Origin of the sequence: Myxococcus hansupus, from assembly GCF_000280925.3 — a bacterium.
Lineage (GTDB): Bacteria > Myxococcota > Myxococcia > Myxococcales > Myxococcaceae > Myxococcus > Myxococcus hansupus.
This window is the reverse complement of sequence record NZ_CP012109.1, coordinates 8,728,084-8,752,310: the sequence shown is the minus strand read 5'-3', so window position 1 is coordinate 8,752,310 and position 24,227 is coordinate 8,728,084. Positions and strand designations below refer to the sequence as shown.

General features: G+C 70.3%; 17 protein-coding genes. 13 read left to right on the top strand and 4 right to left on the bottom strand.

All coding sequences use genetic code 11. The features are described 5' to 3' along the window. Positions 1-64: 64 nt before the first annotated feature. Complete coding sequence (mobA, locus tag A176_RS34485) at positions 65-679, bottom strand: molybdenum cofactor guanylyltransferase (protein ID WP_044890303.1); 615 nt, start codon at positions 677-679, stop codon at positions 65-67. A gap of 212 nt (positions 680-891) precedes the next feature. Here mobA and A176_RS34480 point away from each other — a divergent pair, with 212 nt between their 5' ends. The 11 genes from A176_RS34480 to A176_RS34430 all read left to right on the top strand — a co-directional run bounded on the left by A176_RS34480 (position 892) and on the right by A176_RS34430 (position 15,175). After that, entirely contained in the window at positions 892-2,142 is a 1,251-nt protein-coding gene (locus tag A176_RS34480) for a molybdopterin molybdotransferase MoeA (RefSeq protein ID WP_002638180.1), read from the top strand. Beyond that, on the top strand, positions 2,139-3,530 hold the full coding sequence (gene fdhD, locus A176_RS38435; protein ID WP_002638181.1) for a formate dehydrogenase accessory sulfurtransferase FdhD: 1,392 nt from the start codon (positions 2,139-2,141) through the stop codon (positions 3,528-3,530). Before A176_RS34480 ends, fdhD begins: the two co-directional genes overlap by 4 nt. Before the next feature lie 326 nt (positions 3,531-3,856). After that, complete coding sequence (gene epsZ / locus A176_RS34470) at positions 3,857-5,341, top strand: exopolysaccharide biosynthesis polyisoprenyl-phosphate hexose-1-phosphate transferase EpsZ (RefSeq protein ID WP_044890280.1); 1,485 nt, start codon at positions 3,857-3,859, stop codon at positions 5,339-5,341. Positions 5,342-5,517: 176 nt separating this feature from the next. Further along, entirely contained in the window at positions 5,518-6,990 is a 1,473-nt protein-coding gene (gene wzx / locus A176_RS34465) for an exopolysaccharide biosynthesis flippase (RefSeq protein WP_226994078.1), read from the top strand. Between the two features lie 17 nt (positions 6,991-7,007). Further along, complete coding sequence (gene epsY, locus A176_RS34460; protein ID WP_002638184.1) at positions 7,008-7,649, top strand: exopolysaccharide export protein EpsY; 642 nt, start codon at positions 7,008-7,010, stop codon at positions 7,647-7,649. A 3-nt stretch (positions 7,650-7,652) separates the two neighbouring features. Further along, on the top strand, positions 7,653-8,903 hold the full coding sequence (gene epsX, locus A176_RS34455) for an exopolysaccharide export protein EpsX (protein ID WP_002638185.1): 1,251 nt from the start codon (positions 7,653-7,655) through the stop codon (positions 8,901-8,903). An 11-nt stretch (positions 8,904-8,914) separates the two neighbouring features. After that, entirely contained in the window at positions 8,915-9,091 is a 177-nt protein-coding gene (locus tag A176_RS39470; RefSeq protein ID WP_002638186.1) for a hypothetical protein, read from the top strand. Between the two features lie 26 nt (positions 9,092-9,117). Beyond that, positions 9,118-9,522, top strand: a complete 405-nt coding sequence (epsW, locus tag A176_RS34450) for an exopolysaccharide biosynthesis response regulator EpsW (RefSeq protein ID WP_002638187.1) — start codon at positions 9,118-9,120, stop codon at positions 9,520-9,522. After that, entirely contained in the window at positions 9,519-11,045 is a 1,527-nt protein-coding gene (epsV, locus tag A176_RS34445) for a PCP family exopolysaccharide biosynthesis protein EpsV (protein ID WP_021781329.1), read from the top strand. The genes epsW and epsV overlap by 4 nt, the downstream gene beginning before the upstream one ends. 15 nt (positions 11,046-11,060) lie before the next feature. Beyond that, the gene (gene epsU / locus A176_RS34440; RefSeq protein WP_002638189.1) at positions 11,061-12,308 is read left to right on the top strand and encodes an exopolysaccharide biosynthesis GT2 family glycosyltransferase EpsU; all 1,248 of its coding nucleotides are present in this window, start codon (positions 11,061-11,063) and stop codon (positions 12,306-12,308) included. A gap of 776 nt (positions 12,309-13,084) precedes the next feature. Further along, positions 13,085-15,175 (top strand): YfbK domain-containing protein, encoded by a 2,091-nt coding sequence (locus tag A176_RS34430; protein WP_002638191.1) that lies wholly within the window; start codon positions 13,085-13,087, stop codon positions 15,173-15,175. 169 nt (positions 15,176-15,344) lie between these two features. Here A176_RS34430 and A176_RS34425 read toward each other — a convergent pair whose 3' ends face one another. The 3 genes from A176_RS34425 to A176_RS34410 form a co-directional block, all read right to left on the bottom strand. Beyond that, a complete protein-coding gene (locus tag A176_RS34425; protein WP_002638192.1) occupies positions 15,345-16,628 on the bottom strand; it encodes a TolC family protein in 1,284 nt (427 codons plus the stop codon). Between the two features lie 298 nt (positions 16,629-16,926). Continuing rightward, a complete protein-coding gene (locus tag A176_RS34415; protein ID WP_002638194.1) occupies positions 16,927-20,100 on the bottom strand; it encodes an efflux RND transporter permease subunit in 3,174 nt (1,057 codons plus the stop codon). 21 nt (positions 20,101-20,121) lie between these two features. After that, complete coding sequence (locus A176_RS34410) at positions 20,122-21,231, bottom strand: efflux RND transporter periplasmic adaptor subunit (RefSeq protein ID WP_044890301.1); 1,110 nt, start codon at positions 21,229-21,231, stop codon at positions 20,122-20,124. A gap of 138 nt (positions 21,232-21,369) precedes the next feature. On the opposite strand from A176_RS34410, the gene A176_RS34405 reads away from it, so the two are divergent. Both A176_RS34405 and A176_RS34400 read left to right on the top strand, forming a co-directional pair. Then, a complete protein-coding gene (locus A176_RS34405) occupies positions 21,370-22,863 on the top strand; it encodes an ATP-binding protein (protein WP_226994077.1) in 1,494 nt (497 codons plus the stop codon). Beyond that, a complete protein-coding gene (locus A176_RS34400; RefSeq protein ID WP_002638197.1) occupies positions 22,860-24,215 on the top strand; it encodes a sigma-54-dependent transcriptional regulator in 1,356 nt (451 codons plus the stop codon). The genes A176_RS34405 and A176_RS34400 overlap by 4 nt, the downstream gene beginning before the upstream one ends. Positions 24,216-24,227: the final 12 nt, after the last annotated feature.

Here is a 24,227-nt window from a genome sequence, read left to right as displayed (position 1 = left end):
AGAACGGCGCCGCGCACGCCACGGGGCTCCGCGCGGCATGAGTCCATGCGAGGAGCCGAGCACCTCACCTGGGTGGCAGCGTGACGCCGTAGCGCTCCAGGTCCTCGGGTGTGTTCACGTTCGCCAGGGAGCGCAGAGTGGGGTCCACAGTGCGCAACGTCGCCTCTGGCAGCAGCCGCGTGCGCGCTCGGGACAGTAGGTCACGCATCGAAGGGTCATTCGCCAGCGCTTCTCCCCACGCGGGAGCGAGCGATGACCGATAGGTGGCGAGCAGTGGCTCCAGTCGCCCACCCGCTTCGAAGCACACCGCGTCCACATCTTCGCCCCTTGAGGCCAGCAGGACACAGATGACCTCTGGCGCGATGAACGGCATGTCGCACGCCACCGCGACCACCCACGGCGTTCGCGCTGCCATCAGCGCCGCGTGAACGCCGCCCGGCGCACCCTTGCCCGGCACCACGTCCGCCACCGTGCGCAGTCCGAAGTGGACATAGGGCTCGGGTGTGTTTGCCACCAGCAACACGTCCTCGAAGCGCGGCGCCAACAGCAGAAGTCGCTCCAGCACGGTGCGACCGTCCACCGACAGCAGTCCCTTGGGCACTCCGGACAAACGCCGGCCTTGGCCTCCCGCGATGATGGCCAGGGTCACGTCCGGAAACTCCGTGCCGCTTCTCACCATGCGCGTGCCCCAGTCACCCACCGCGTCCACCCTATCCGTTCTCCGGTGCACGGCCTCCGCGGAACAGTCTCCCTGCTCCCGTGGACGGTACACGTGCGCAGCGCCCCGCATCGCAGCCGACACCGCGCGCCCCAGGAGCAGCAAGCAGCCGACGTTTCCCGCACCTCCGTGGACACAGCGCACGCTCAGGCGCATAGGCTGCGACGCTGCCCATGCCCCTCACGTCCCTCAGCGCCGCCCGGCAGGCCGCACTCGATGCCATCGCCCCGGCGGCGCCCGAGCGCGTGCGCTTACTCGACGCCCAGGGCCGGTTCCTCGCCACGCGCGTCGCCGCGTCGCGCTCACTGCCCGGCTGCGACAACTCCGCCATGGACGGCTGGGCCGTGCGCGCCGAGGAGACCCAGGGCGCCCACCGCGACACCCCCACGCGCCTGCGCATCATCGACACCGTTTTCGCCGGAAAGCTCCCCGCCACCCGACTCCACCCCGGCGAGGCCGCGCGCATCTTCACCGGCGCCCCCCTGCCCCCCGGCGCCGACGCCGTCGTCCGACAGGAGGCCGCGCGCGCCAGCGAGGACGGCACCTGCGTGGACATCTTCATCTCCGTCCCCCCCGGCAACGACATCCGCCGCACCGGGGAGGAAGTCCTCACCGGCGCGCCCCTCTTCGATGCGGGCCAGCGCGTGAGCGCCGCCGTGCTCGGTGTGCTCGCGTCCCTGGGTGCCACCGAAGTCCCCGTGCGCCCCGCCCCCCGCGTCGCCGTGCTCGCCACGGGCGATGAACTCGTGCCCCCTGGCACCCCCGCCCTGCCCCACCAGGTCTACGAGAGCAACCTCGTCCTCGTGGCCGCGCTCGCCCGCGAGGCCGGCGCGGACGTCCGCGAACTCACCCGCGCCCCCGATGACGAGCACGCACTCCGTGAAGCCCTCACCCGGCTCGCGCCTCGAGTGGACGTGCTCATCACCACCGGCGGCGCCTCCGTGGGCGACAAGGACTTCGTGAAGCGGGTCCTCACCACGCTCGGCGCGCGCTTCTTCGTGGACGGCGTCGCGCTCAAGCCCGGCAAGCCCGTGGCCGTGGCCCGCCTGGGTGACACCACCGTCGTCGTGCTGCCCGGCAATCCCGGCGCCGCCACCGTGGCGTTTGATCAGCTCGCCCGCCCGCTCCTCCTCAAGCACCAGGGCGTCCACGAAACACGCCGCCGCGTCCGCGCCCACCTCTCCGAGCCGCGCCACAAGCAAGCGGGCCTCACCTACCTCATCACCACCACGCTGGAATCCCGCGAGGGACACGCCCCCCGCGCCCTGCTGCGCCCCCAGGGCGCCGGACAGATTCTCCAGAACGTCCACGGCGAAGGCTGGGCCATCCTCCCCCCGGGCCGCGCGGACTTCGCGGCGGAGGACGCCGTCGACGTGGAGCTCTTCGACCGGCCCGTCTACTCGCCGGTGGAGCCGCTCGCGTGAGCCGCGTGCCCGCGCTCAGCGTGGTGGGCTGGTCCGGCGCCGGAAAGACGACGCTGATCACCCGGCTCGTCCCGGAACTCGCCGCGCGTGGCCTCCGCGTGGCCGTGGTGAAGCACTCCTCCGACGCCCACCCGCTGCACCGGCCCGGCAGCGACACCGCCCGCTACGAGCAGGCAGGCGCGCTCCTCACGGGCTTCGCCTCCCCCGCGGGCGTCCAGCTCACCACCCCCATCGCGCCCGCGGACGCGCTGCCGAGGCTGCTCGAGCGCCACACCGGAGAGGTGGACCTGTTCCTCGTCGAAGGCTGGAAGGACGGCCCCCTGCCGAAGCTCGAGGTCTGGCGCAGCGGCCTCGGCCCGCCCCTGGCCCCCTCCCGTCCCGAGGTCCTCGCGGTCCTCACCACCGAACCCAAGCTCCCCTCGGACTTCCCCCAGGGACTCCGGACGCTGAGCCTCGGCGACGTGCCCGCCGTGGCCGACCTCATCCTCGCCCGCCTGCGCCCGGAGCGCCGCGCCCCACTGCCTCCCGCGGACGCCCGGGGCGTCACGCGCCGCCCCGTGCAGCGGTGGAACGGCGCCGCGCTCTCCCCCGCCCAGGACGACGACCTCGCGGTGGAGGAGCCCCTGGAGATTCGCGTCAGCGGAGATCCAGTGGCCACCACCATGCGTACCCCGGGTCATGACCGAGAGCTGGCCACGGGCTTCCTCTTCGCCGAAGGCATCCTCCCCAGCGTGGACGACCTGGGCGGGCTCGCCCACTGCGGCCGGCCCGGCGAGGAAGGCTGGGGCAACGTCATCGAAGTCACGCCCGCCCCCGGCGTCATCCTGGACGTGGAGCGCGTGCGCGCCGCCCGCCGGGGCACGCTCACCACCTCCGCGTGCGGCGTGTGCGGCCGGCGAAACGTGGAGGACCTGCTCGCCCTCTGCCCGCCCCTGCCTCCCGGGCCCGTGCTCGCACCCGACGCCGTGGCCCGCGCCACCGAGCACCTGCGCGGCGTGCAGCGGAACTTCGCGCGCACCGGCGGAGTCCACGCCGCCGCCGCGCTCGACGCCCAAGGCCAGGTCCTCGCCGCGTATGAGGACGTGGGCCGCCACAACGCCGTGGACAAGGTGGTGGGCAGCCTCGTGCTCGCCGGTTCCGTGCGGGGCGGCCGGCGCCCGCACCCGCCGTTGACACGTCAGCCCGCAATGCTCGCCGTCAGTGGACGCGTCAGCTTTGAGATCATCCAAAAGGCCGCCATGGCGCGGATCCCCATCGTCGCCGGCGTATCGGCCGCCAGCTCGCTCGCAGTGGACCTGGCGCTGCGTGCTGGTATGACGCTGGCCACGTTCGTCCGGAACGGGCGCTTCAACGTCTACACCGGCCAAGCACGCCTGCAGCCTCCGTAACCCCTTGAAACTCCAGGGCCCCTTCCCGGAGACGTCCCATGACTGGCATCATCCGGTCCCTGGCGTCAGAGCGGCATCGTATATGCAACAAAGGCGTGTCGAAGGAAACGCGGGAAGCGCTCGGGCAACACGATGTGTTCGTGGTGCTCGGTGAACCCAGACCCCAGTAGGGCGCTCACAAGATTTCACATGCTGTCACGTCTTACTTACGCGGCAGGGGTTGCAACGCGCCGCGATATCGGGCAAAACTGGTTTCCTTCCGACTTAAATATTTTTAGCCTCAACGGCAACCTCTGCCTGAACTGCACGAAAGTGGGCAGAGGGGGGTGGACACGATGAGCGGCGCAACGGCAAGTGCGGCGGTGGTCGGTGCTCCTGGGTCGGCCAACGCTCAGGGACAAGTCACAGAAGAAGTGCAGGGACCGCCGAAGCTGGCGCCGGGGTTCGCGGCGAAGCTGAACCTGTCGGTCGACCTGGTCCTGCTGTCATCGGTGCTCGCGGGCTCGGCGTGGCTGAGCGGCCTGCTGTCCGCGGAGTCGGGTTGGAAGGTGTCGGGGCTGGTGCTGGCGGCGTGGATGGTGTGGATTGTCACGGGCACCGCGCTGTGTCTGTACGACTCGCGCTTTGCCGAGCGCAGCAAGCTGGACCACGTGGCGCTCGTGTCGGTGACGACGCTGGCGGTGGTGACGGTGCTGGCGCTGGGCAGCGTGGCGCTTCCCACGGTGGTGACGACGCCCGTCGTGGCCCCGCTGCTCTTCATCTTCTGGCCGGTGACGCTGCTGTTGCGGCTGTTCGTGTTCCGTCCGGTGGCCTCGCAGGAGCGCCCCATGGACGCGGTGCTCATCGTGGGCACGGGCGCCATGGGCCGCTACACGGGTGAGGACCTGGCCAACCGCGGCCGCCGCCAGATTCTGGGCTACGTGCGCTTCCACGACGACGCGGGCTCCTCGGGAGAGCTGCCCGGCCCCGTCATGGGCTCGGTGGAGGACCTGGAGCGCATCCTCCGCAACACCGCGGTGGACGAGGTCTACATCGCTGGCAACACGCTGAAGCAGGGCGAGTCCATGCAGGCGGCCATCAAGCTGGCCGAGCGCTTCGGCGTTCCCTTCGCGCTGCCCGCGCACAGCTTCCGCCTGGACCGCGCCCGCCCGGTGGAGCGCCGCGCGGTGGCGGACGGCTTCCTGCACTTCGCGGCGGTGAGCCCCAAGCCGCACCAAATGGCGATGAAGCGCCTGTTCGACATCTGCGTGTCCGCGGCCGCGCTGTGGGCGCTGCTGCCGCTCTTGGCCATGGTGGCGTTGGTGGTGAAGTTCACCTCCAAGGGCCCCATCTTCTTCAAGCAGCTCCGCGTGGGGCAGAACGGCAAGCCGTTCTACATGCTGAAGTTCCGCTCCATGGTGGTGAACGCCGAGGAGCTGAAGGAGAAGCTGGCGGCGCTCAACGAGCAGACGGGCCCCGTCTTCAAGATGAAGCACGACCCGCGCATCACCGGCATCGGCCGCTTCATCCGCAAGTTCTCCATCGACGAGCTGCCCCAGTTCATCAACGTGCTGCGCGGGGAGATGAGCATCGTCGGGCCGCGCCCGCCGGTGCCCACCGAGGTCGCCAAGTACGAGACCTGGCAGCGCCGCCGCCTGTCGGTGCGTCCTGGACTCACCTGCATCTGGCAGGTGTCAGGACGGAACCAGATCTCCTTCGAGGACTGGATGTACCTGGATATGCAGTACATCGACCACTGGAGCCTGACGAGCGACCTGCGCCTGCTGCTCCAGACGGTGCCGGTGGTGCTCACGGGCCGCGGCGCCAGCTAGCGACCCACCAGGCGACCCAACCTTTGCGGGGGCGGCATTGACGTGCCGCCCCCGCTCGTTTTCTATGCACCCGTGTTCTGTCCTGGCCGGCGCCGGGGCCGCACGCTCCCATCGTGAACAGTCCCAGCCATTCCATTTCGCAGGACGCGGACGAGCGCCAGCGCTCGAATGAGGCGATGGGCGCTGTGCGCAACGGGCTCCAGCTCGGCGGCTCCCTGCTGGCGACGTATGCCATCGCCATGGGCGTGCGCTTCCTGCTGCCCGCCCACCTGGGGCCAGAGAGCTTCGGGCGCTTCAACTACGCGGACAGCTTCTCCGCCGTCTTCTTCATCGCCACCCACCTGGGCCTGGAGATGTACATCCGCAAGGAGGTGTCGCGCCGGCCCGAGCACGCCAGCGACTTCTTCGGCAGCACCTTGCTGCTGCGGCTGGGCCTCACCGCGGTGCTGATGGGCCTCATGGCCCTGGTCATGGCCCACTTCGACGAGCCCCAGGAAGTCCGGCAGCTCGTCTACGTCTTCGCCCTGGCCCAATCCCTCATCATCATCAACGCCTCCGTGGCCGCGCTGCTGCACGCCAAGGGCAAGGTGGCGGGGCTGAGCGTCTCCAACATCGTCACCAAGGTGGTGTGGGGCGGCGGTCTGCTCGCGGTGGCCATGGCCGGCCTGCCCCTGCCGTGGCTGGCGATACCGCTGGTGGCGTCGGAGGCGGTGAAGCTCGCGGTGGGCTGGTACCTGGCGCGCCAGCACATGGGCCTCACCTTCAAGGTGGACCTCCCGGCGACGCTGCGGGTGCTCAAGGCCAGCCTGCCCTTCTTCATCACCGGCGCGGCGCTGGCGGCCAACGGGCGCCTGGATGTGATGCTGCTGGGCATGGTCTCCAGCCACGAAGAGGTGGGCTGGTACGGCGCGGCGTGGAACATCGCGGGCCTGACGTTCTTCCTCAACCCGGTGTTCGGCTGGGTGTTGATGCCGCTGGCGTCCCGCGCGGCGGAGCGCTCGGAGGCGGAGCTGACGCAGCTCACCCGCCGCGCCATGGAGGGCACGCTGGCCGTCACCGTGCCCATGATGATGCTCATCGTCCTGGGCGCGCCGCTGTGGGTGGGGCTGATGGGCGGCGCGTTCTCCGAGTCCGCCATGCCGCTGCGGCTGATGTCGCCGCTGTTCGTGCTGGCCTTCGTGACGATGAACGCCGGCCTGTGGTTGACCATGACGAACCGCGAGTGGTGGGTGACCATCACCAGCGTCGTGGGCAGCATGGTGCTGATTCCCCTGCTCAACCTGCTGCTGATTCCGCTGATGTACGAAGCGTTGGGCAACGGCGGCGGCGCGGCGGCCACGGCGCTGTCCATGCTGCTCATGGAGGTCTGCGTCACCATCAGCCTGCTGGGCCGCATGGGCAAGGCGGCCTTCGACGCGCGCCTGTTGTCCATGATGGCCAAGACGGCCGCCATCTGCGTGGTCATCGCGGTGCTGGACCAGACGCTGCTCGCCTTCCTGAACGCCTGGGTGCGCCTGGCGCTGGAGGCGGTGCTCTACATCGTCGCGGTGCTCGCCACCGGAGCGGTGCGCCCGGGTGAAGTGCTCGCGGTGGCGCGCATCGCCCGCCGCCGTGGCAACCCCGCGCCCGAGGCCGCGCCCACCCCTTGAAGAGGACCCCGCCGCTCATGCCGTCCACGCACCGTCCCCCCGCCTCCCCCCCGCGCCGCCCCTGGCGCACGCTCGCCTGCGCCGCGCTGCTGCTGCTGGCGCCCGCCTGCCGGGGACTGGGCAAGTACACCTGGGTGGACGAATACCAGGAGAAGCCGCCCCCGGTGGACGCGGCGTACCGCATCGCCGCCGGCGACTTGCTCAACATCCGCGTGTGGAACCAGGAGTCGCTCACCACGCAGGCCCGCGTGCGCGAGGACGGCCGCATCAGCCTGCTCTTCCTGGACGACGTGGAGGCCGCGGGCCACACGCCGGCCCTGCTGTCGCAGCAAATCCAGACGCGGCTGAAGGACTACATCAACCACCCCGTCGTCACCGTGGCGCTGGAGATGGCGCGCCCCATCCGCGTGACGATGGTGGGCGAGGTGAACCGCATTGGCCCGCTGGAAATCGAGCCGGGCGCCAGCCTGCTCCAGGCCCTGGCCGGCGCGGGCGGCTTCACCGAGTACGCCCACAAGGACCGCATCTTCGTGATGCGGCAGGAAGAAGGCGACGCCGCTCCCGAGCGCATCCGCTTCCGCTACGACGACCTCATCCACGCCGAGGGACGCGCGCCGGCCTTCCGGCTGCGCCCCGGTGACGTGGTGGTGGTGGAGTAACCCGTGCTGGGGACGGTCCTCACCGTGGCGTGGATGGAGGTGTCCTCCGCCTCCGTCACCTACTCCACGGCCGCGCGTGTCGACTCGCGCGTGCGCTCGAACGAGGACCCCACGCCGGACGCGCCCAGCGTCGCGGGCGACACCGACGTCACGCCCCTGCTGGGCCTGGAGATTCGCGACGGCAACGCCGCGCTCCAGGTGGAGTACGGCCCGCGCATCAGCCTGCGCGAAGTCACCTTCCGCCCGCGCACCGAAGTGCAGCACATGGGCCGCCTCATTGGCCTCTGGCGCCCCGAGCGCGGCCTGTCCCTGCGCCTGTCGGAGGAGCTGGTGCTGGGCAGCGTCAACCTGCTCACCGCGGACCTGGGCTCGCTGCCCGGGGGCACGCCCGGCACCGACCCGGACGGACCGCTGCGGCCTCCGGGCAACGGCGGTCCGCTGCAACCCCTGCCCCAGGCGGACACCGTCTACTTCCTCTCGTCGGCCACCACGCTGACGGCGGACACCGGCTGGCTGGGGCGGCGGTGGAACCTCACGGGCTCAGCCGGCTTCTCCATCAGCGGCGGCATGGACGGCCCCGCCCGCGAAGCCGTGCCCCTGCAGTACGGCCCCCGCGCGGACGCGTCCCTCAGCCACGCGCTGTCGTCGCGGACCGCCATCACCAGCTCCCTCGCCGTCAACTACGCGCACTTCTCCACCGGGGCGAACAACACCATCGTCACGCTGCGCGAGGCCTGGGGTCACCGGCTGGACAGGCGCACCTCCCTGGAGGCCGGGGCGGGCGTGAGCGTGGTGAACTCCATCCCGGTGCCCCCCGCCGAAGGCGAGCCCGAGCCCGGTCCGCTGGACGGGCCCCGGACAGAGCTGCTCCCCAACCTGAATCTGGGCGTGAGCCACCGGATTCCCTCGCGCACGGCGGACTTCAATGGCCGGGCGGACCTGCGCGTCGTCCCCTTCACGGACCGGCTCACCGCGCGCGTCTATCCCCGAGCGGACCTCACGCTGACGGGGACGTGGGCCCTGGGACCCCGGGTGCGGGTCTCCGCGATTGGCGGCGGCGCGACGGCCGTGGGCGGAAGCAGCGGAGACAGCATCCTCTCCGGGGGCTTCACGGGTTCCTGGATTCTCACACGGTGGGTGTCCGTGGATACCGACGTCCGAGGAACCTGGAGCCGCTCGCCCGAACTCCCGGCCGCTCGGCTGACATGGGCGGCAACGCTGGGCCTGTCCGTGCGACAAACTGGTATTCTCTGAGGGCTGGCGCCATGGCGAAGCTCATTTTGATGTCCGTCCTCTTCCTCACCATCATCCTGCCAGCCAGGGCGGCGAGGGATCCGCATCCCAAGCGGGGGTTGAAGAAGGCCATCCTCTGGTTCGTGCTCTTCAACGCGGCATACACGTACGGCGTCGTTGTCTGGGTGCCGAGGCTCGGGTTCGGCTGAGCGAGTTTCAGAAAGGTTGACGACGGATGGTGTCCGACTTGCGCACGGTCCTCTTGGTGGAGGACGCCCCCTTCTTTCGGAAGATGCTGGGCGACTACCTGCGGGACATGGGGTTCAAGGAAGTGGTGGAGCTGCCCAGTGGGCGCGCCGCGCTCAAGCATCTGGAGACCGCCTCGCGTCCGGACCTGGTGTGCCTGGACCTGACGCTGCCGGACATCTCCGGCTATGACCTCTGCGAGCACATCCGCCGCACGCCGGTGATGGCGGACGTGCCGGTGCTGGTGGTGAGCGCGCGGGATTTGCCCGAGGACAAGGCCCACGCCGAGGAGGCGGGCGCCAACGGCTACCTGGGCAAGCCCTTCACGCAGGAGGAGTTCACCCGCCGGGTGCAGTCGCTCCTCAAGAGCAGCGCGGCGAGGAGGACTCCGTGACAGTCCCCGCGCCCGGGGCTCCCGGGCCGCGCCCATCGTTGATGCCCGCGCCGCAGCCCGCCTTCACTCCGGAGCGTCCGGAGACGAACGCCCCGGCGGACCTCATCGACTGGGGCTTCGCCATCGACGCGGTCTTCTATTTGAAGAACGCGGTGCTGCGGCACTGGTTCCTCGCCCTGGTGGTGATGGGCACGGTGTCCGCGCTGGCCGTGGGCGTCAGCAAAATCATGCCGCGCAAGTACCGCGTGGAGACGCGGATGCTGACGCAGCGCAACTTCATCATCTCCTCGCTGGCCAACCCCGGGCGCTCCATCCCCGTGGACGCGGACCAGCCCACGCGCGCCGCGTGGGAGATGGTGATGAAGCACGACAACCTGCGCTCCATCGTCGCGCAGGCGAAGCTGGTGGAGTACTGGGAGCTTCAGCGCTCACCGGCGAGCCGGCTGAAGGAGCAGGTGCTGCGCAAGCCGCCCGCGCCCATGTCGGACGACGACAAGCGCGACGCGCTCACCGCCATGCTCGAGCAGGCGATGATTGTGGGCGTGGAGGGTGGCACGGGCACGGTCTCCATCGGCGTGGAGTGGAGCGACCCGCAGCTCGCGCTCGACATCGTGAAGGCCGCGCAGCAGAACTTCCTCGACATGCGCCAGGCGGCGGAGATGGGCGCGGTGCAGGAGGCCATCACCATCCTGGAGAAGCAGGTGATTGACGAGGCCGCGGGCATCCAGCAGGCCATTGGCCAGCTCAACGCGGCGGTGAAGCGCGTGGAGGCCCGGCAGAAGAAGGAAGAGGCCAAGAAGGGGCGGCGGGGCGGCGCCGCGGCCGCGGCCAACGCCGCGCTGGGCATCAACACCGACCACCTGCTGGCGCAGATGCGCTTCATGATTCAGACGAAGCGCCGCGCCATTGGTGACGTCGAGGACTTCCGCTCGCGGCGGCTGACGGAGCTGCGCAACCAGCTCTCCGAGCAGCGCGTCATCTATTCGCCGCAGCACCCCATCATCACCGACCTGGAGCAGCGCATCTCCTCGCTCCAGGAGGACTCGCCGCAGCTCGTGGCGCTGCGCTCGGAGATGACGGAGCTCATCAACGAGTACGTGCGCAACGGCGGTGACCCGGCGGAGCTGGAGTCCGGACTGACGACGGCCGCGCTGGGCGGCGCGACGTTCGGCGGCACGCCCGCGTCGGATGACCCGGAGGTGTCCGTGGCGGCGGACAAGGTGCGCATGCTGGTGATGCGGCACCAGGAGAAGACGCGGCGGCTGGACCAGGCGCGCACGGAGCTGGAGATTTCCCGCGCGTCCATGAAGCACCGCTTCAGCGTGCTGGCGCCGCCCACCTTCCCGGAGCGGCCGTCCAAGCCGAAGGTGCAGCTCATCGTCGCCGCGGGCGTGGTGGGTGGCATTGGCCTGGGCATCTTCGCGGCGCTGGCGTTGGACATCATCCGCCGGCGGATTCTGGAGAAGTGGCAGGTCGAGCGGATTCTGAAGCTACCGGTGCTGGCGGAGCTGGAGCGCCGCTGACGCGCGCGCTCGGGGGTGCATGTCGTGACAACGTGGACGTGGTTGGACGTGGCGCTGTGCCTGGTGCAGCTTCCCGTGGCGGTGGCGTGTGGCTACCTGCTGACCCTGACGCTGTTGTCCTATCGGCCCCAGCCGCCCTCGACGCGCATCGCGCCGAGGCGGAAGTTCGACATCATCATCCCTTCCCACAACGAGGAGCTGGGCATCGCCCGGACGGTGATGAACCTGTCCGCGGTCGACTACCCGGCCCACCTGCGGCGCATCATCGTGGTGGCGGACAACTGCTCGGACGCGACGGCGCAGAAGGCCCGTGAGGCGGGCGCGCTGGTGCTGGAGCGCCAGGACACGACGAAGCGGGGCAAGGGCTACGCGCTGGCCCACGCCTTCGAGTTCAGCCAGAAGGAAGGCTTCGCCGAGGCCGTGGTCGTGGTGGACGCGGACACGGTGGTGTCGCCCAACCTGCTCACCGCGTTCGCGCTGCGCATCGAGGGTGCCGAAGGTGAGAAGGGCCAGACGGAATCTGCGCACGCCATGCAGGCGCACTACGGGGTGATGAACCCCACGGCGTCCTGGCGCACGCGGCTGATGACCATCGCGCTGGGCATGTTCCACAAGGTGCGCTCGCAGGGACGCGAGGCGCTGGGCGTGTCGTGCGGCCTGCGCGGCAACGGCATGTGCTTCACGCACCACGCGCTGGACAAGGTGCCGCATGACGCCTTCAGCGTGGTGGAGGACTTGGAGTACGGCATCCGTCTGGCCCGCAGCGGCTTCCGCGTGCACTACGTCTGGGAGGCGGAGGTGCTGGGGGAGATGGTGTCCGCGGAGAAGCAGAGCCGCTCGCAGCGGCAGCGCTGGGAGGGCGGGCGCGCGCAGATGCGCAAGCTGCACGGGTGGCCGCTGTTGAAGGACGGGTTGAGCAAGAAGGACGGCACGCTGTTGGACCTGGCCATGGACGTGCTGGTGCCGCCGCTGAGCCAATTGGTGCTGGCGGCCGTGGGCTGCTCGGTGCTGGCGGGGGCGTTCTCGGTGGTGTCCGGTGCGCCCATGCCGTGGGCGCTGGGCGTGGCGGGCTTCAGCCTGACGAGCCTGGGGCTCTACGTGCTGCGCGGCTGGTGGGTGTCCGGCGTGGGGGCTCGGGGTCTGTTGGACCTGGCCTGGGCGCCTGTGTACGTGGTGTGGAAGGTGTGGCTCATGATTCGCGGCCCCGGCGCGGAGAAGCGCGGCGAGTGGGTGCGGACCTCGCGTGAGGGCGAGAACCGGTAGCGGGTTGGGTGCACGAAGCTCAAGTCGGACTTGAGTTTCGTGCGGACTGCAGGCGCTCCTTGCACGAAACTCAAATTGGACTTGAGTTTCGTGCGTAGGAACGGCGCGCCGTGGTCATCCGCGCAGGCTGAGCGGAGGCGACATCGCGAATGGGCGTACGCTCCAAGGGACGACGAAAGCTCCATCGGGAAGGCCGCCTGTTCATCTGGTGGGTGGACGCAACGGATGGGCCGGAAACGGTCCTGCACGTCATCGCGGACGACAAGCGGTTCCACGTTCTGTATGCGTTGGAGCAACCGGCTGAGACGGGCTGCGTGGCGGTCCTCGGGAGGGAGTTTCCCGGACTCCCGGACGCGGGCGGCTCCTGGATTCGGGTGCGAGCGCCTGATTGGGATTCCACTGCCGTGGGCCCCGGCTTCGTTCGCCGCCTCATCGACTGGGCACTGACGCCGGACCGGCCACTCCTTCGCGTGGATTGGCGAGGTCTCCCCATCGAGAGTGAACACGGCTCATCCCATTGAGGTCCCCGAGGCGGTCCGCCGCAAGGCCCTGGATGCGGGTGCGTTGGCACGCAGAGGCCACGGAGATTCTCGACGTGGCCACGCGCTGGGCCGAGCACCCCACTCCGTTTTGAGGCGTTCCCTTCCCGGGGGACACGGATGTTCGTCGCGCACGAACAATGCGGGAACCGTGATGAAGAGACGAGCCTCGCATGACCCGAATGAGGCCCCACTTCTGGAACATGCACACCTCTCGTTCTTCAGAGGTGATTCGCGATGCAGTCCTTCGCACGCAGTGCGCTGTGCGTCTTCCTGTTGCTGTCGGCCTTCCTCGCGCGGGCCCAAGATGGCTACGGCACCATCATTGGCATGGTGGAAGACGTAACGACCCAGAAGCCCCTCGCCGACGTCATCGTGAGCGCGACCTCGCCCAATCTTCCGGGCGAGTACGTCGTCGTGACAGATGCGCAGGGCCACTACCGGCTCCCGCATCTTCCCTCGGGCAAGTACACGCTTCGCTACGAGTTGGAGCAGTACGAACTCTATGAACGCTCCGCCATTGCCCTGGGCGCGCAGCGCACCCTCCGCGTCAACGTGAAGTTACTCCCCGCGAGCATGGGCAGAACGGCAGCGGCGGCTCCGCCGCCAAGACTCGACGTGGGTTCCACGACGATGGGCGTGAACGTCGACCAGGAGTTCATCAAGCGCATCGCCGTCGCCCGGCCTGGTGCCCAAGGTGGGCCCACACGGTCCTTTGAAAGCCTCGCGGAGCTTTCACCCGGGAGCGCCAACGACCACTACGGCGCGAGCATCAACGGGCCGCCGGCGTCCATCTTGCCCTCGCAGACCGTGAGCCGCCGTGGCGTTCGCACACCACCGAAGGAGCCTCAGCTCGTCCTCGGTATCGTCGAGCCCTCCGAACCGACTCCGGCGCCGGTCTCCCCGTTCCACATGTACTTCCAGGGGTACGGCGTCAATCCCACCGTCAACACCGAGGAAGAGCGCTTCTCCACCTTCTCCGTCGACACGGATTCCGCGTCGTACTCGCTGACGCGGGCCTACCTGGAACGCGGAAGCCTGCCCGACGAACGCGCCGTCCGCGTGGAGGAGTTCGTCAACAGCTTCGACTACGGCTACTCGCCCCAGCGCGACGCCCCCTTCAACGTCCAGATGGAGGGATTCCCTTCGCCCGTGCGCAAGGGCTACCACGTGGTCCACATCGGCGTGAAAGCCCAGGAGGTCACCCACACGGAGCGCAAGCCGAGCCACCTCGTGTTCGTCATCGACGTGTCCGGCTCCATGGAGATGGAGAGCCGGCTGGGTCTGGTGAAACGGTCGCTCTACCTGCTCGTGAACGCGTTGGACGAACGCGACCAGGTGTCCATCGTCGTGTATGGCTCCACCGCGAGGCAGGTGCTGGAGCCGACGAGCGCCACGCACAAGCACGTCATCCGCGCCGCCATCGAGAGTCTCCACACCGAGGGCGTCACCAACGCCCAGGCGGGACTGGAGCTGGGCTATTCGCTCGCGGCCTCGCACTTCGTGGAGGGCGGCATCAACCGCGTCATCTTGTGCTCGGACGGCGTGGCCAACACCGGAATCACGGACGCGGATGGCATCTGGAACCGCATCCGTGAACACGCGGAGAAGGGCATCACGCTGTCCACCGTGGGCTTCGGCATGGGCAACTACAACGACGTGCTGATGGAGCGCCTGTCTCACGTTGGCGAGGGCAACTACGCGTACGTCGACCGTCTCCAGGAAGCCCACCGACTCTTCGTCCGTGACCTCACCGGTACACTCCAGGTGGTGGCCAAGGACGTGAAGCTCCAGGTGGAGTTCAATCCGAAGGCCGTGTCCCACTTCCGACTGCTTGGCTACGAGAACCGCATGCTCACGAAGGAGCAGTTCTCCGATGACCGCGTGGACGCGGGCGAAGTCGGCGCGGGCCACTCCGTCACCGCGCTCTATGAAGTGAAGCTGACCGAGGCCTCGAAGTCCCTCGGCACCCTGCGCATCCGCTACAAGGCGCCCATGGGCGGGGCCTCCAAGCTCATCGAGAAGCCGCTGCCCTCCAAGGTGCTACGCCCCGCCTATGGCAGCGCCGCACCGCCCACGCGCCTGTCCTACGTGGCCGCCGCCTTCGCCGAGAAGCTCCGAGGCTCGTACTGGGTGCGCACCCTCAGCTACGACACCCTGGGCTCCCTGTGGCAGGAGCTCGGACAGCCGCTGAAGGAGCGTGCGGATGTCGTGGAGCTGGGAGGCCTCATCCAGAAGGCTCGCGCGATGGACCGCCGCACGGACCGCTTCGAGGCCTTCGCTCCGGTGAGCACGATGGACTTCGACCGCGTGCCCACCCTGCCCTGAGCCCCGCGCCCGCGCCTGGCGTCACGTCCCTCCCATGACGGGACGATTTCACCAGGCGCGAGCGCCAGCCTCCGTCACAGCGCCGAAACCCTGCCCACCGCGAAGGGCATGGGGGCCTCCTCCAAAGGCCCACTCCGGCACCGCGGCGAAACCTCGCGCCGACACCCCATCAGGGCGCCGCGTCCATCCCCGCCGCGAAGAGCACCGAGGCCTCCGCGACCTTCACCGTCTCCATCTGCTTCAAGTGGAGCACGCGCATGTCCTTGAGCGACCGGAACGCGTCCAGCAACTCCAGGATGCCGCCTCGGCCCTCGCGGTAGGCGTCCTCCGCCATCCGGCGCATCGTGGGCAGCCGCTCCACCACGTCCTGCTCCAAGCGCACCAGCGCGCTCTTGCGGCCCTCCAGGACGGCGTGCGCCCGGGACAGCTCCGCGCGGGCCTCGGCCAGCTCCGCGTCCAACGCGCGGGCCTCCGCCTGCATCTCCGCGGACGCCCGGGCGATGGAACCCTGGTTCCGGTCGAACAGCGGCAACGGCAACCCCACGCCCACCATGGCGATGGTGCTCTTCTCGTTGCGCGTGAGCATCACGCCCGCCGCCACGGAGGGCACCGGCAGCCGGTCCCTGCGCGCCACGTCCAGCCCACCACGCGCCACCTCCTGCCGCGCCCTCGCCGCCACCAGCGACGGCCGGCGCTGCTGCGCCGACTCCCACAGGAGCGGAAGGTCCGGCAGGGACTCGGTGGTGCGCAGCGTGCCCTGCGCCCGAGGGTGCCACCCTTCGATGCCGAGCAACGCCGCCAACCGCCCGGAGGCATCGTCCACGCTGGCACGCGCGTTCATCACCTCCACCTCCAACGCGCGGCTCTCCACTTCGATGCGCTCCACGTCGTACCGGCTGGAATCACCCGCCGAGGCGCGGCCCTTCACCACCTTCTCCACCCGGCCCAGGTCCACCGACGTCTCCTGCAGGACGCGCAGCTCCTCCTGGTTCGTCAGCAGCGCCGCGAAGGCCTCGCGCACGGCGAACGCCCGCTCCGCCACCGAGGCCTTCACCCGCGCCTGCTCCGCGGACACGTTGCGCTCCGCCAATTCACGGCGGACACCCCGCTGCCCGAAGATGAGCAGCGGCTGCTCCAACGACAGCTCGTGCACCACGGACGAGCCCGTGTTCACCCCCGCCGCCAGCAACTGCGTGCCGTAGCTGAACGACGGGTTGGGCAGGATGTTCGCCTCGACCCGGTCCGCCGCCGCCACGTCCACGCGTGCACGCTCCGCCGCGGTCCAGGGGCTGCGCTCGTCCAACAGCGTCAGCGCCTGCTCCAGCGTGAGCTCGGACGGCGGCGCGGTCCCGGTCCGCTTCTGCTCCAGCGTCACGGGGGCCGCGGCCTGCTCCGCGCCCGCGCTCCCGGCCATCAGCAGGCACAGGGTGCCCCATGTGATGAACCGCTTCATTCCGTCACCTCCGCCTCGCCCTGAACGCCTTCCAGCACCAACGACAGACATGGAACTCCCTCTGTGCTCAAACGCCCCTCGGGCTTCGGCTCCGCCCAGTGGGCGCGCACCGGCATGAAGCGCTTCAGGCCGCCACCCACGGACCGCAGGCCGCCACGAAGCGTGGGACCGGCCCCGGCATCGCGAGGACCGGCATCGCTGCTCCAACGGTGGCGGGCCTTGCTCCCGGCCCGCCGAAACGCCGAAGCGCCGCTGGGTGCAACACCCGACCACCGGACGCGTGTCCCGCTGAAGCGCCTCACGCCGCCACCCCCGTCGTGCCGTGCACGGGGCCGTGGCCCTTCGGCTCGAGGTGCCCCACGCCCTCGTCCAGGTCCAGGTCCTCGTCATCCTTCGAGCCCGAGGAGGACGTGCTGTTGCCCACGATGACGGCGTAGAAGGCCGGCAGCGCGAACAGCGACACCAGCACCGCCGTCACCAGCCCGCCGATGATGACCACCGCGAAGGGCCGCTGCGTCTCGCTGCCCGCGCCGCTGGAGAGCGCCGCCGGCATCAGCCCCAGCATCGCCAGCAGCGCCGTCATCAGCACCGCGCGGAAGCGGCTGGCCGCGCCCGCCGGAAGCGCCGTGTCCAGCGCCTCGCCCGCCTTGCGCCGGTCATCCACCGCGCTCACCACCAGCAGCGACGCCAGACACACCTGCCCCAGCAGCGTGATGAAGCCCACCGCCGCGCTCACGGACAACGGGATGCCCGTGACGGCCAGCGCGAGCACGCCGCCGCACATCGCGAAGGGCGCTCCCGCCAACACCGCGCCCGCGCTGCGCATGGAGCCCAGCGCCGCGTACAGCAGCGCGAACACCACCAGGAACGAGATGGGCACGATGACCGCCAGCCGGCCCAGCGCGCGCTCCTGGTTCTCGAACTCGCCGCCCCACTTGAGGAACGTGCCTTCGGGCACCGTCACCTCGCGCTCCACCGTGGCCATGGCCTCCTGGATGGTGGAGCCCATGTCGCGGCCCTCCACGTTGAACTTCAGCGCCAGGGTGCGGCTGTTCGCCTCGCGATTGATGCTCGCGCGGCCCAGCGCCTTCTCCAGCTTCGCCACCTCGCGCAACGGCACCTGGCCGCCATTGGCGGTGGGCACCCGGATGTTGCCGATGCGCGCCTCGTCATCCCGCTCCGAGCCCGGGAGGATGACGCGCACCGGGACGGGCCGCTCCTGCTCCCACAGCTCCGTCACCACCCGGCCGCCCAGCGCCGTCTCCACCAGGTCCTGCGCCGCGGCCACGTCCACGCCCACGCGCGCCAGCGCCGGGCGGTCCAGCACCACCTGGAGCTGCGGCACGCTGGAGTCGCGGTAGAGCCCCAGGTCCACCACGCCCTCCACCTTCTGGAGCGACGTGACGGCCTGCTCCAACGTGCCGCGCATGGCCGCCAGGTCGGTGCCGAAAATCTTCAGCACCACCTTGCCACGCACGCCGCTGATGGCCTCCTCCACGCTGTCCTTGATGGGCTGCGAGAAGTTGAAGGCGACGCCCGGAATCTCCAGCAGCGAGGCGCGCATCTCCCGCACCAGCCGCTCCTTGTCCCAGCCCTTGCGCCACGTCTCCTCGGCGTTGAAGCGGACGAAGGTCTTGCCCATGTTCACGGCTTCGTTGTCCGTGCCGTCCTCCGGGCGGCCCTGCTCGACGAGCACCTCCTTCACCTCGGGGAAGTCGAGCAGCCGGCGCCGCACCTCCAGGAGGATGTCCGCGCCCTTGCCCAGGGAGATGCTGGCCGGCATCTCCACGAAGATGTTGATGTCACCTTCGTCCAGCTCCGGGAGGAACTCACTGCCCACCCGCGAGCCCACCACGCCGGTGACGAGCACCAGCGCCGCCATGCTCGCGAACACCATCACCTTGCGCGGCATCAGCCAGGACACCGCGCGGGCGTAGCCGTCCCGCAGCGTCGTCAACAGCTTCGGCTCCTTCACTTCCGCGTCCTGGGGCCGCAGCAGCAGCGCGCACAGGGCGGGCACCACCGTCAGCGCGAAGACGAGCGCGCCCACCAGCGCGAAGCTGTACGTCAGCGACAGCGGACGGAAGATGCGGCCTTCCACGCGCTCCAGCGTGAAGACGGGGATGAGCGCGGCGATGATGATGGCCATCGCGAAGAAGGTCGGCCGCGCCACGTCCAGCGCCGAGCGCAGGATGAGGCCCAGCATCTCCCGCCGCTTCCGGGGCCGCTGCACGCCCGCCTCATGCAACACGTTCTCCACCAGCACCACCGCGCCATCCACGAGGATGCCGAAGTCGATGGCGCCCATGGAGATGAGGTTGGCGGGCAGGCCCACCATCTTCAGGCCGATGAACGCGGTCAGCAGCGCCAGCGGGATGACGGACGCGACGATGAGCGAGCAGCGCAGGCTGCGCAGGAACAGCCACGCCACCGCCACCACCAGCAGCGCGCCGTGCATCAGGTTGTGGTGCACCGTGGACAGCGTGTGCCCCACCAAATCGTTCCGGTCGTAGAAGGCCTCGATGCGCATGCCCTTGGGCAGCACGTGCGAGTTCAGCTCCGCCACCTTCGCGTGCACGCCCTCCAGCACCGTGCTGGGGTTCTCCCCGCGGCGCAGCAGGACGACGCCCTCGGTGACGTCCATGTCCAGGTTGTGGCTCACCGAGCCGCGGCGCGGCGTGTGCGACGCCACCACGCGCGCCACGTCGCCCACCGTCACCGGCGTGCCGTCCTCGCTCTTGAGCACGATGCTCTGCACGTCCCGCGCGTTGCGCAGGTAGCCCACGCCGCGGATGAGCAGCTCCTGGTCACCCTGGCGCAGGAAGCCGCCGCCCACGTTGCGGTTGGAGCGCTCCAGCGCCTCGGTGACGTCCGCCAGCGTCAGCTCGTGCGCGAGCAGCCGCGACGGGTCCACCTGCACGTGGAACTCCTTTAGGAAGCCGCCCAGGCTGAGCACGTCCGCCACGCCGGGCACCTGGCGCAGGTGCCGCGCGATGTTCCACTCCATCTCCGAGCGCGTCTCGGTGAGGGTGTGCCGGTCGCTCAGCACGCGGAACTGGTAGATTTTGCCCAGCGGCGTGGCCTCGGGCGCCAGCCGCACGTCGGCGCCGTCCGGCATGTCCGCGTTGGACATGCGCTCCCCCACGATGGTGCGCGCCCGGAACGGGTCCACGCCGTCATCGAAGGTGAGGAAGATGAGCGACAGCCCGAAGAGGCTCTCGCTGCGCATCTGCACCATGCCCGGCGTGCCGTTGAGCACGCGCTCCAGGGGCACCGTCACCTGCCGCTCGATTTCCTCGGGCGCCAGCCCGGGCATCTGCGCGATGACGTTCACCTGGAGGTTGGTGACGTCCGGAAACGCCTCCACCGGCGTCTCCAGGTAGGCCTTCACACCGAAGAGACCGATGCCCAGCGTCAGCAACAGGACGGGCAGGCGGCTCTTCACACAAAACGCGATGAGTGCTCTCAACATGGGTGGGTGTCCTCGCCGCGCCTAGAGAAGCTGGTCCGCCGCGCCGTCCAGCAGCAGCGCGCCGCGAGTGACGACCTGCTCACCCGGTGAGAGACCGCCGATGACCTGCACCCGCCCATCCACCGGCTGGGCGACGACGACAGGCCGCCGCACGTAGGTGCCCGCGGCCGCCTCCTGCACGTACACCACCGAGTCCTTGCCGTTGCGCAGCAGCACCGCCTCCACCGGCAGCGTCAGGATGGCGTCCGGCGAGTCGATGCGGACGCGCCCGAACATGCCGGGGCGCAGCCCGTTGGCGGGCGTGTCCAGGGTGATGCGCACCGGCGCCGTCCGCGAGCCCCCAGCCACCACCGCGCCCACCCACTCCACCTTGCCCGCCAGCGGCGCGTGCACCGACGGCAGCGTCACCTGCACCCGCGCGCCCTCGTGCACCAGGGACAGGTCGCGCTCGAACACGTCCGCCATCACCCACAGCGCGGAGGGGTCACCCACCTCCACCAACGGGTCCCCGCCCGGCTGCACGGCGAGGCCGTCCACCGCGCTCCGGCTCAGCACCGTGCCCGCCAGCGGCGCGCGCAGCACCACCGTCGTTCCGTTGCCCGTGCCCACGAAGCCCACCGACGCCTTCGCCCGCGCCAGCTCCGCCTGCATCTCCGCCAGCCGCGTCTCCGCCGCCAGCCGCTCGCGCTCGGTGGTGACGCCCTGCTCGAACATGCGGACCTCGCGCTCGAAGGCCAACTGGGCCTCGCGCAGCGTCGCCGTCGCCGTGGCCACCGCCGTGCGCGCCGCCGCGGCCTCCGGGCAGTCCAGTGTCACGAGCGCATCCCCCGGCTTCACGGTGTCACCGGTGCGCACATGGACGCTCACCACCCGACCCGCCAAGGGCGGCACCACGCGGGACAGCGCTCCATCTCGGAAGGCCACGCGCGCCGGGGCCTGGACCGCCGCGCTGCTGGCATCCGCCTTCACCGGGGTGACAGTGACGAAGGCCCGGGAGGCCTCGGCGAGCTGCACCACGCCCTCCTTCAGAGGCGCGGGGGCCGCGCGCTCGGGGGGGGCGGGAGGGGCGGAGGCGCCCGAGCAGGCGGCGGTGGAGAAGGCCCAGAGGCCAAGGAGCAGGGTCCTGTTCATGCCCAGGCCCCTGAGCAAGTCCGGGCCCACCGCGCCACATCCTCAACCCCCTGGAATCATTGAGGAAGGCGACGCTCGCCGAGCAGGCGTGACTGGTGCTTATTGAACCACCTGTGCACTTTCGCCACAGTGCCCGGCGTGCGCATCTCCACGAAACTGGGCCTGGGCCTGACGCTGACCAGCGCCATCATCCTGGGGGCCTACGGCTACAGCCAGCTCCAGCGGGAGGAGTACGACCTGCGGACGGCCACCGAGCAGTCGACGCGGCTGCTGGCCACGGCCCTCCAGGTGGCCATGGAGAACGCCTTCCGGGACGGACAGGCGGGGGACGTCAACGAAATCCTCGAGTCGCTGGAGCGCCGCGACCCCACGGTGGACCTGTTCGTCTTCGACGCGCGGGGCGCGGTGATGGTGCGCTCGCCGGGCAGCACCCAGACGCTCCACCTGGTGGAGGACGCGTCCCAGCGCGTGTTGAAGACGCGCCACTCGCTCACCCACTTCGCGGGCCCGGACAAGCTGTCCCACCTGCTCGTCGTCCTGCCGCTGCTCAGCGACGACGGCGGCGCCATTGGCGCGCTGGGCGTGGTGAAGCCCCTGGACGGGCTGCGGCAAGACTTGGAGCACACCACCCGGGCCACCGTGCTCTCGGTGCTGACGCTCATCGCGGGCATCTCCGTGGTGGGGTGGCTGCTGCTGATGCTCTACCTCCAGCAGCCCCTGGAGCGCGTGGTGCGCGGCATGCGCGCGGTGCGCGGCGGCGACTTCACCGCCACGGTGGTGGCCGGCGGCGACGACGAAGTGGGCGAGGTGGTCCACGCCTTCAACGCCATGGTGACGGAGCTGCGCGTGGCGCGGCTGCGCCTGTCGGAGGAGGCGGACTCGCGGCTCGCGCTGGAGGCGGGCCTGCGGCGCGTGGACAAGCTGGCCGCCGTGGGGCAGCTCTCCGCGGGGCTGGCGCATGAAATCGGCTCGCCGCTGCTCATCCTCAACGGGCGCGCGCAGGCCCTGGCCGCGCGCGCGGAGCTGCCGGACGACGTGCGGCGCAACGCGCGCATCCTGGTGGAGCAGTCGGAGCGCATCGAGCGCATCGTCCGCCAGCTCCTGGACCTGGCGCGCCGCAAGCCCTCGCGGTTGGAGCCGCTGGACGCACTCGCCTCGGTGCGCGCCGTGGTGGACCTGCTGGAGTTCGACGCCCGCAAGCGCGACGTCCGGCTGACGTTCCACTTCGAGCCCGCCCTGCCCCAGGTGATGGCGGACGGCGACGGCTTGCAGCAGGTGACGCTCAACCTGCTCACCAACGCGCTGCGCGCCACGCCCCGGGGCGGCGAGGTGCGCGTGACGCTGAAGCCCTCCACCTTCCAGCCCGCCCCCGGCCTGCGCGAGCGCCACGGCGTGTGCCTCTCCGTGGAGGACACCGGCGTGGGCATGGACGCGGCGGCGCTGGAGCGCGTCTTCGAGCCCTTCTTCAGCACCTGGGGCACCCACGGCGGCACGGGCCTGGGCCTGCCGGTGGTGAAGGCCATCGTCGCCGAACACGGGGGCGCCGTGACGGTGACGTCACAGCAGGGCCAGGGCAGTCACTTCGTCGTACACATCCCTTCCGCGACGGAAGAGGGAACGGGGGCGGTATGAGCACTCCCAAGAAGCGTCTGCTCGTCCTGGATGACGACGCGGGGGTGGTGGACTTCCTCTGCGAGAGCCTGGACGCGCGCGGCTACGAGGCCGTGGGCCGCACGTCGCCCGAGGAGGCGCTGAGCCTCTTCGAGCGCGAGCCCTTCGACCTGGTCATCACCGACGTGGAGATGCCGCGCATGCGGGGCACCGAGGTGCTGGAGGCGCTGCTGACGCGCAAGCCGGGCCAGCTCGTGGTGCTCATCACCGCCTTCGGCAGCGTGGAGCTGGCGGTCGCGGCGGTGAAGGCCGGCGCCTGCGACTTCGTGACGAAGCCGTTCAACATCGACGCGCTCGTCCTCACGCTGGAGCGCGCCTTCCGCGAGCGGCAGCTCCGCCGCGAAATCGTGCGCCTGCGCGCCGCCGTCCCCGGGGACACGCCCGGAGGCCTGGTGGCCCGCAGCGCCGCCATGCAGAAGGCGCTGGAGGTCTCCCGCCGCGCGGGGCGCAGCGACGCCACAGTCCTCCTGACGGGGGAGACAGGCACCGGCAAGAGCTCCCTGGCCCGCTTCATCCACGAGTCCAGCAACCGGCGCGCCCAACCCTTCCTCCAACTCAACTGCGCCGCCCTGCCCGCGAGCCTAGCGGAGAGCGAGCTGTTCGGCGCCAGGCGCGGCGCGTACACCGACGCGCGCGAGGACCGGGCCGGCGTCTTCGTGTCCGCGGGCGGCGGGACGCTGTTCCTCGACGAGGTGGGCGAGCTGTCGCTGGAGGTGCAGGCCAAGCTGCTCCAGGCGCTGGAGACGGGGCGCGTGCGCCCGCTGGGCTCGAGCACGGAGACGCCCGTGCGCGCCCGCGTGCTGGCCGCCACCAACCGGCCGCTGGAGACGCTGCTGCGCGAGGGCCGCTTCCGCGCGGACCTCTACTACCGGCTCAACGTCATCCGCATCGAGGTGCCCCCGCTGCGCGAGCGGCGCGAGGACATCCTCCCGCTGGTGGACTTCTTCCTCGGCCGGCTGGGCGAGCAGCAGTCACGCGAGGTGCTGGGCGTGTCCGCCAGCGCCATGAAGCGGCTGATGGCCCACGCCTGGCCCGGCAACGTGCGCGAATTGGCCAACCTGCTGGAGCGCGCGGTGGCCCTGGCGGACCACGACACGCTGGTGCCGGAGGACTTCGACCTGCCGGGCGGCGACGACAGCGGCATCACCTCGCTGCTCAACCGCGCCTCGGGAGAAGACGCGCCCCTGGAAGAGGTGGAGCGCGCCTATGTGCGCCGGGTGGTGGAGGCGCAGGGTGGCAACAAGGCCGCCGCCGCGCGCATCCTGGGCATCAACCGGCGCACGCTGTACCGCAAGCTGGACCTGGAGGAGTAGGCCCCGCGGACC

Excerpts from the sequence above, each read along its gene's own strand:
- epsY (WP_002638184.1), top strand. The coding sequence starts at position 7,008 with ATGCCGTCCACGCACCGTCCCCCCGCCTCCCCCCCGCGCCGCCCCTGG.
- mobA (WP_044890303.1), bottom strand. The coding sequence starts at position 679 with ATGGTGAGAAGCGGCACGGAGTTTCCGGACGTGACCCTGGCCATCATC.
- epsW (WP_002638187.1), top strand. The coding sequence starts at position 9,118 with ATGGTGTCCGACTTGCGCACGGTCCTCTTGGTGGAGGACGCCCCCTTC.
- A176_RS34430 (WP_002638191.1), top strand. The coding sequence starts at position 13,085 with ATGCAGTCCTTCGCACGCAGTGCGCTGTGCGTCTTCCTGTTGCTGTCG.
- A176_RS34425 (WP_002638192.1), bottom strand. The coding sequence starts at position 16,628 with ATGAAGCGGTTCATCACATGGGGCACCCTGTGCCTGCTGATGGCCGGG.
- A176_RS34480 (WP_002638180.1), top strand. The coding sequence starts at position 892 with ATGCCCCTCACGTCCCTCAGCGCCGCCCGGCAGGCCGCACTCGATGCC.
- wzx (WP_226994078.1), top strand. The coding sequence starts at position 5,518 with ATGGGCGCTGTGCGCAACGGGCTCCAGCTCGGCGGCTCCCTGCTGGCG.
- A176_RS34415 (WP_002638194.1), bottom strand. The coding sequence starts at position 20,100 with ATGTTGAGAGCACTCATCGCGTTTTGTGTGAAGAGCCGCCTGCCCGTC.
- A176_RS34410 (WP_044890301.1), bottom strand. The coding sequence starts at position 21,231 with ATGAACAGGACCCTGCTCCTTGGCCTCTGGGCCTTCTCCACCGCCGCC.
- A176_RS39470 (WP_002638186.1), top strand. The coding sequence starts at position 8,915 with ATGGCGAAGCTCATTTTGATGTCCGTCCTCTTCCTCACCATCATCCTG.
- A176_RS34400 (WP_002638197.1), top strand. The coding sequence starts at position 22,860 with ATGAGCACTCCCAAGAAGCGTCTGCTCGTCCTGGATGACGACGCGGGG.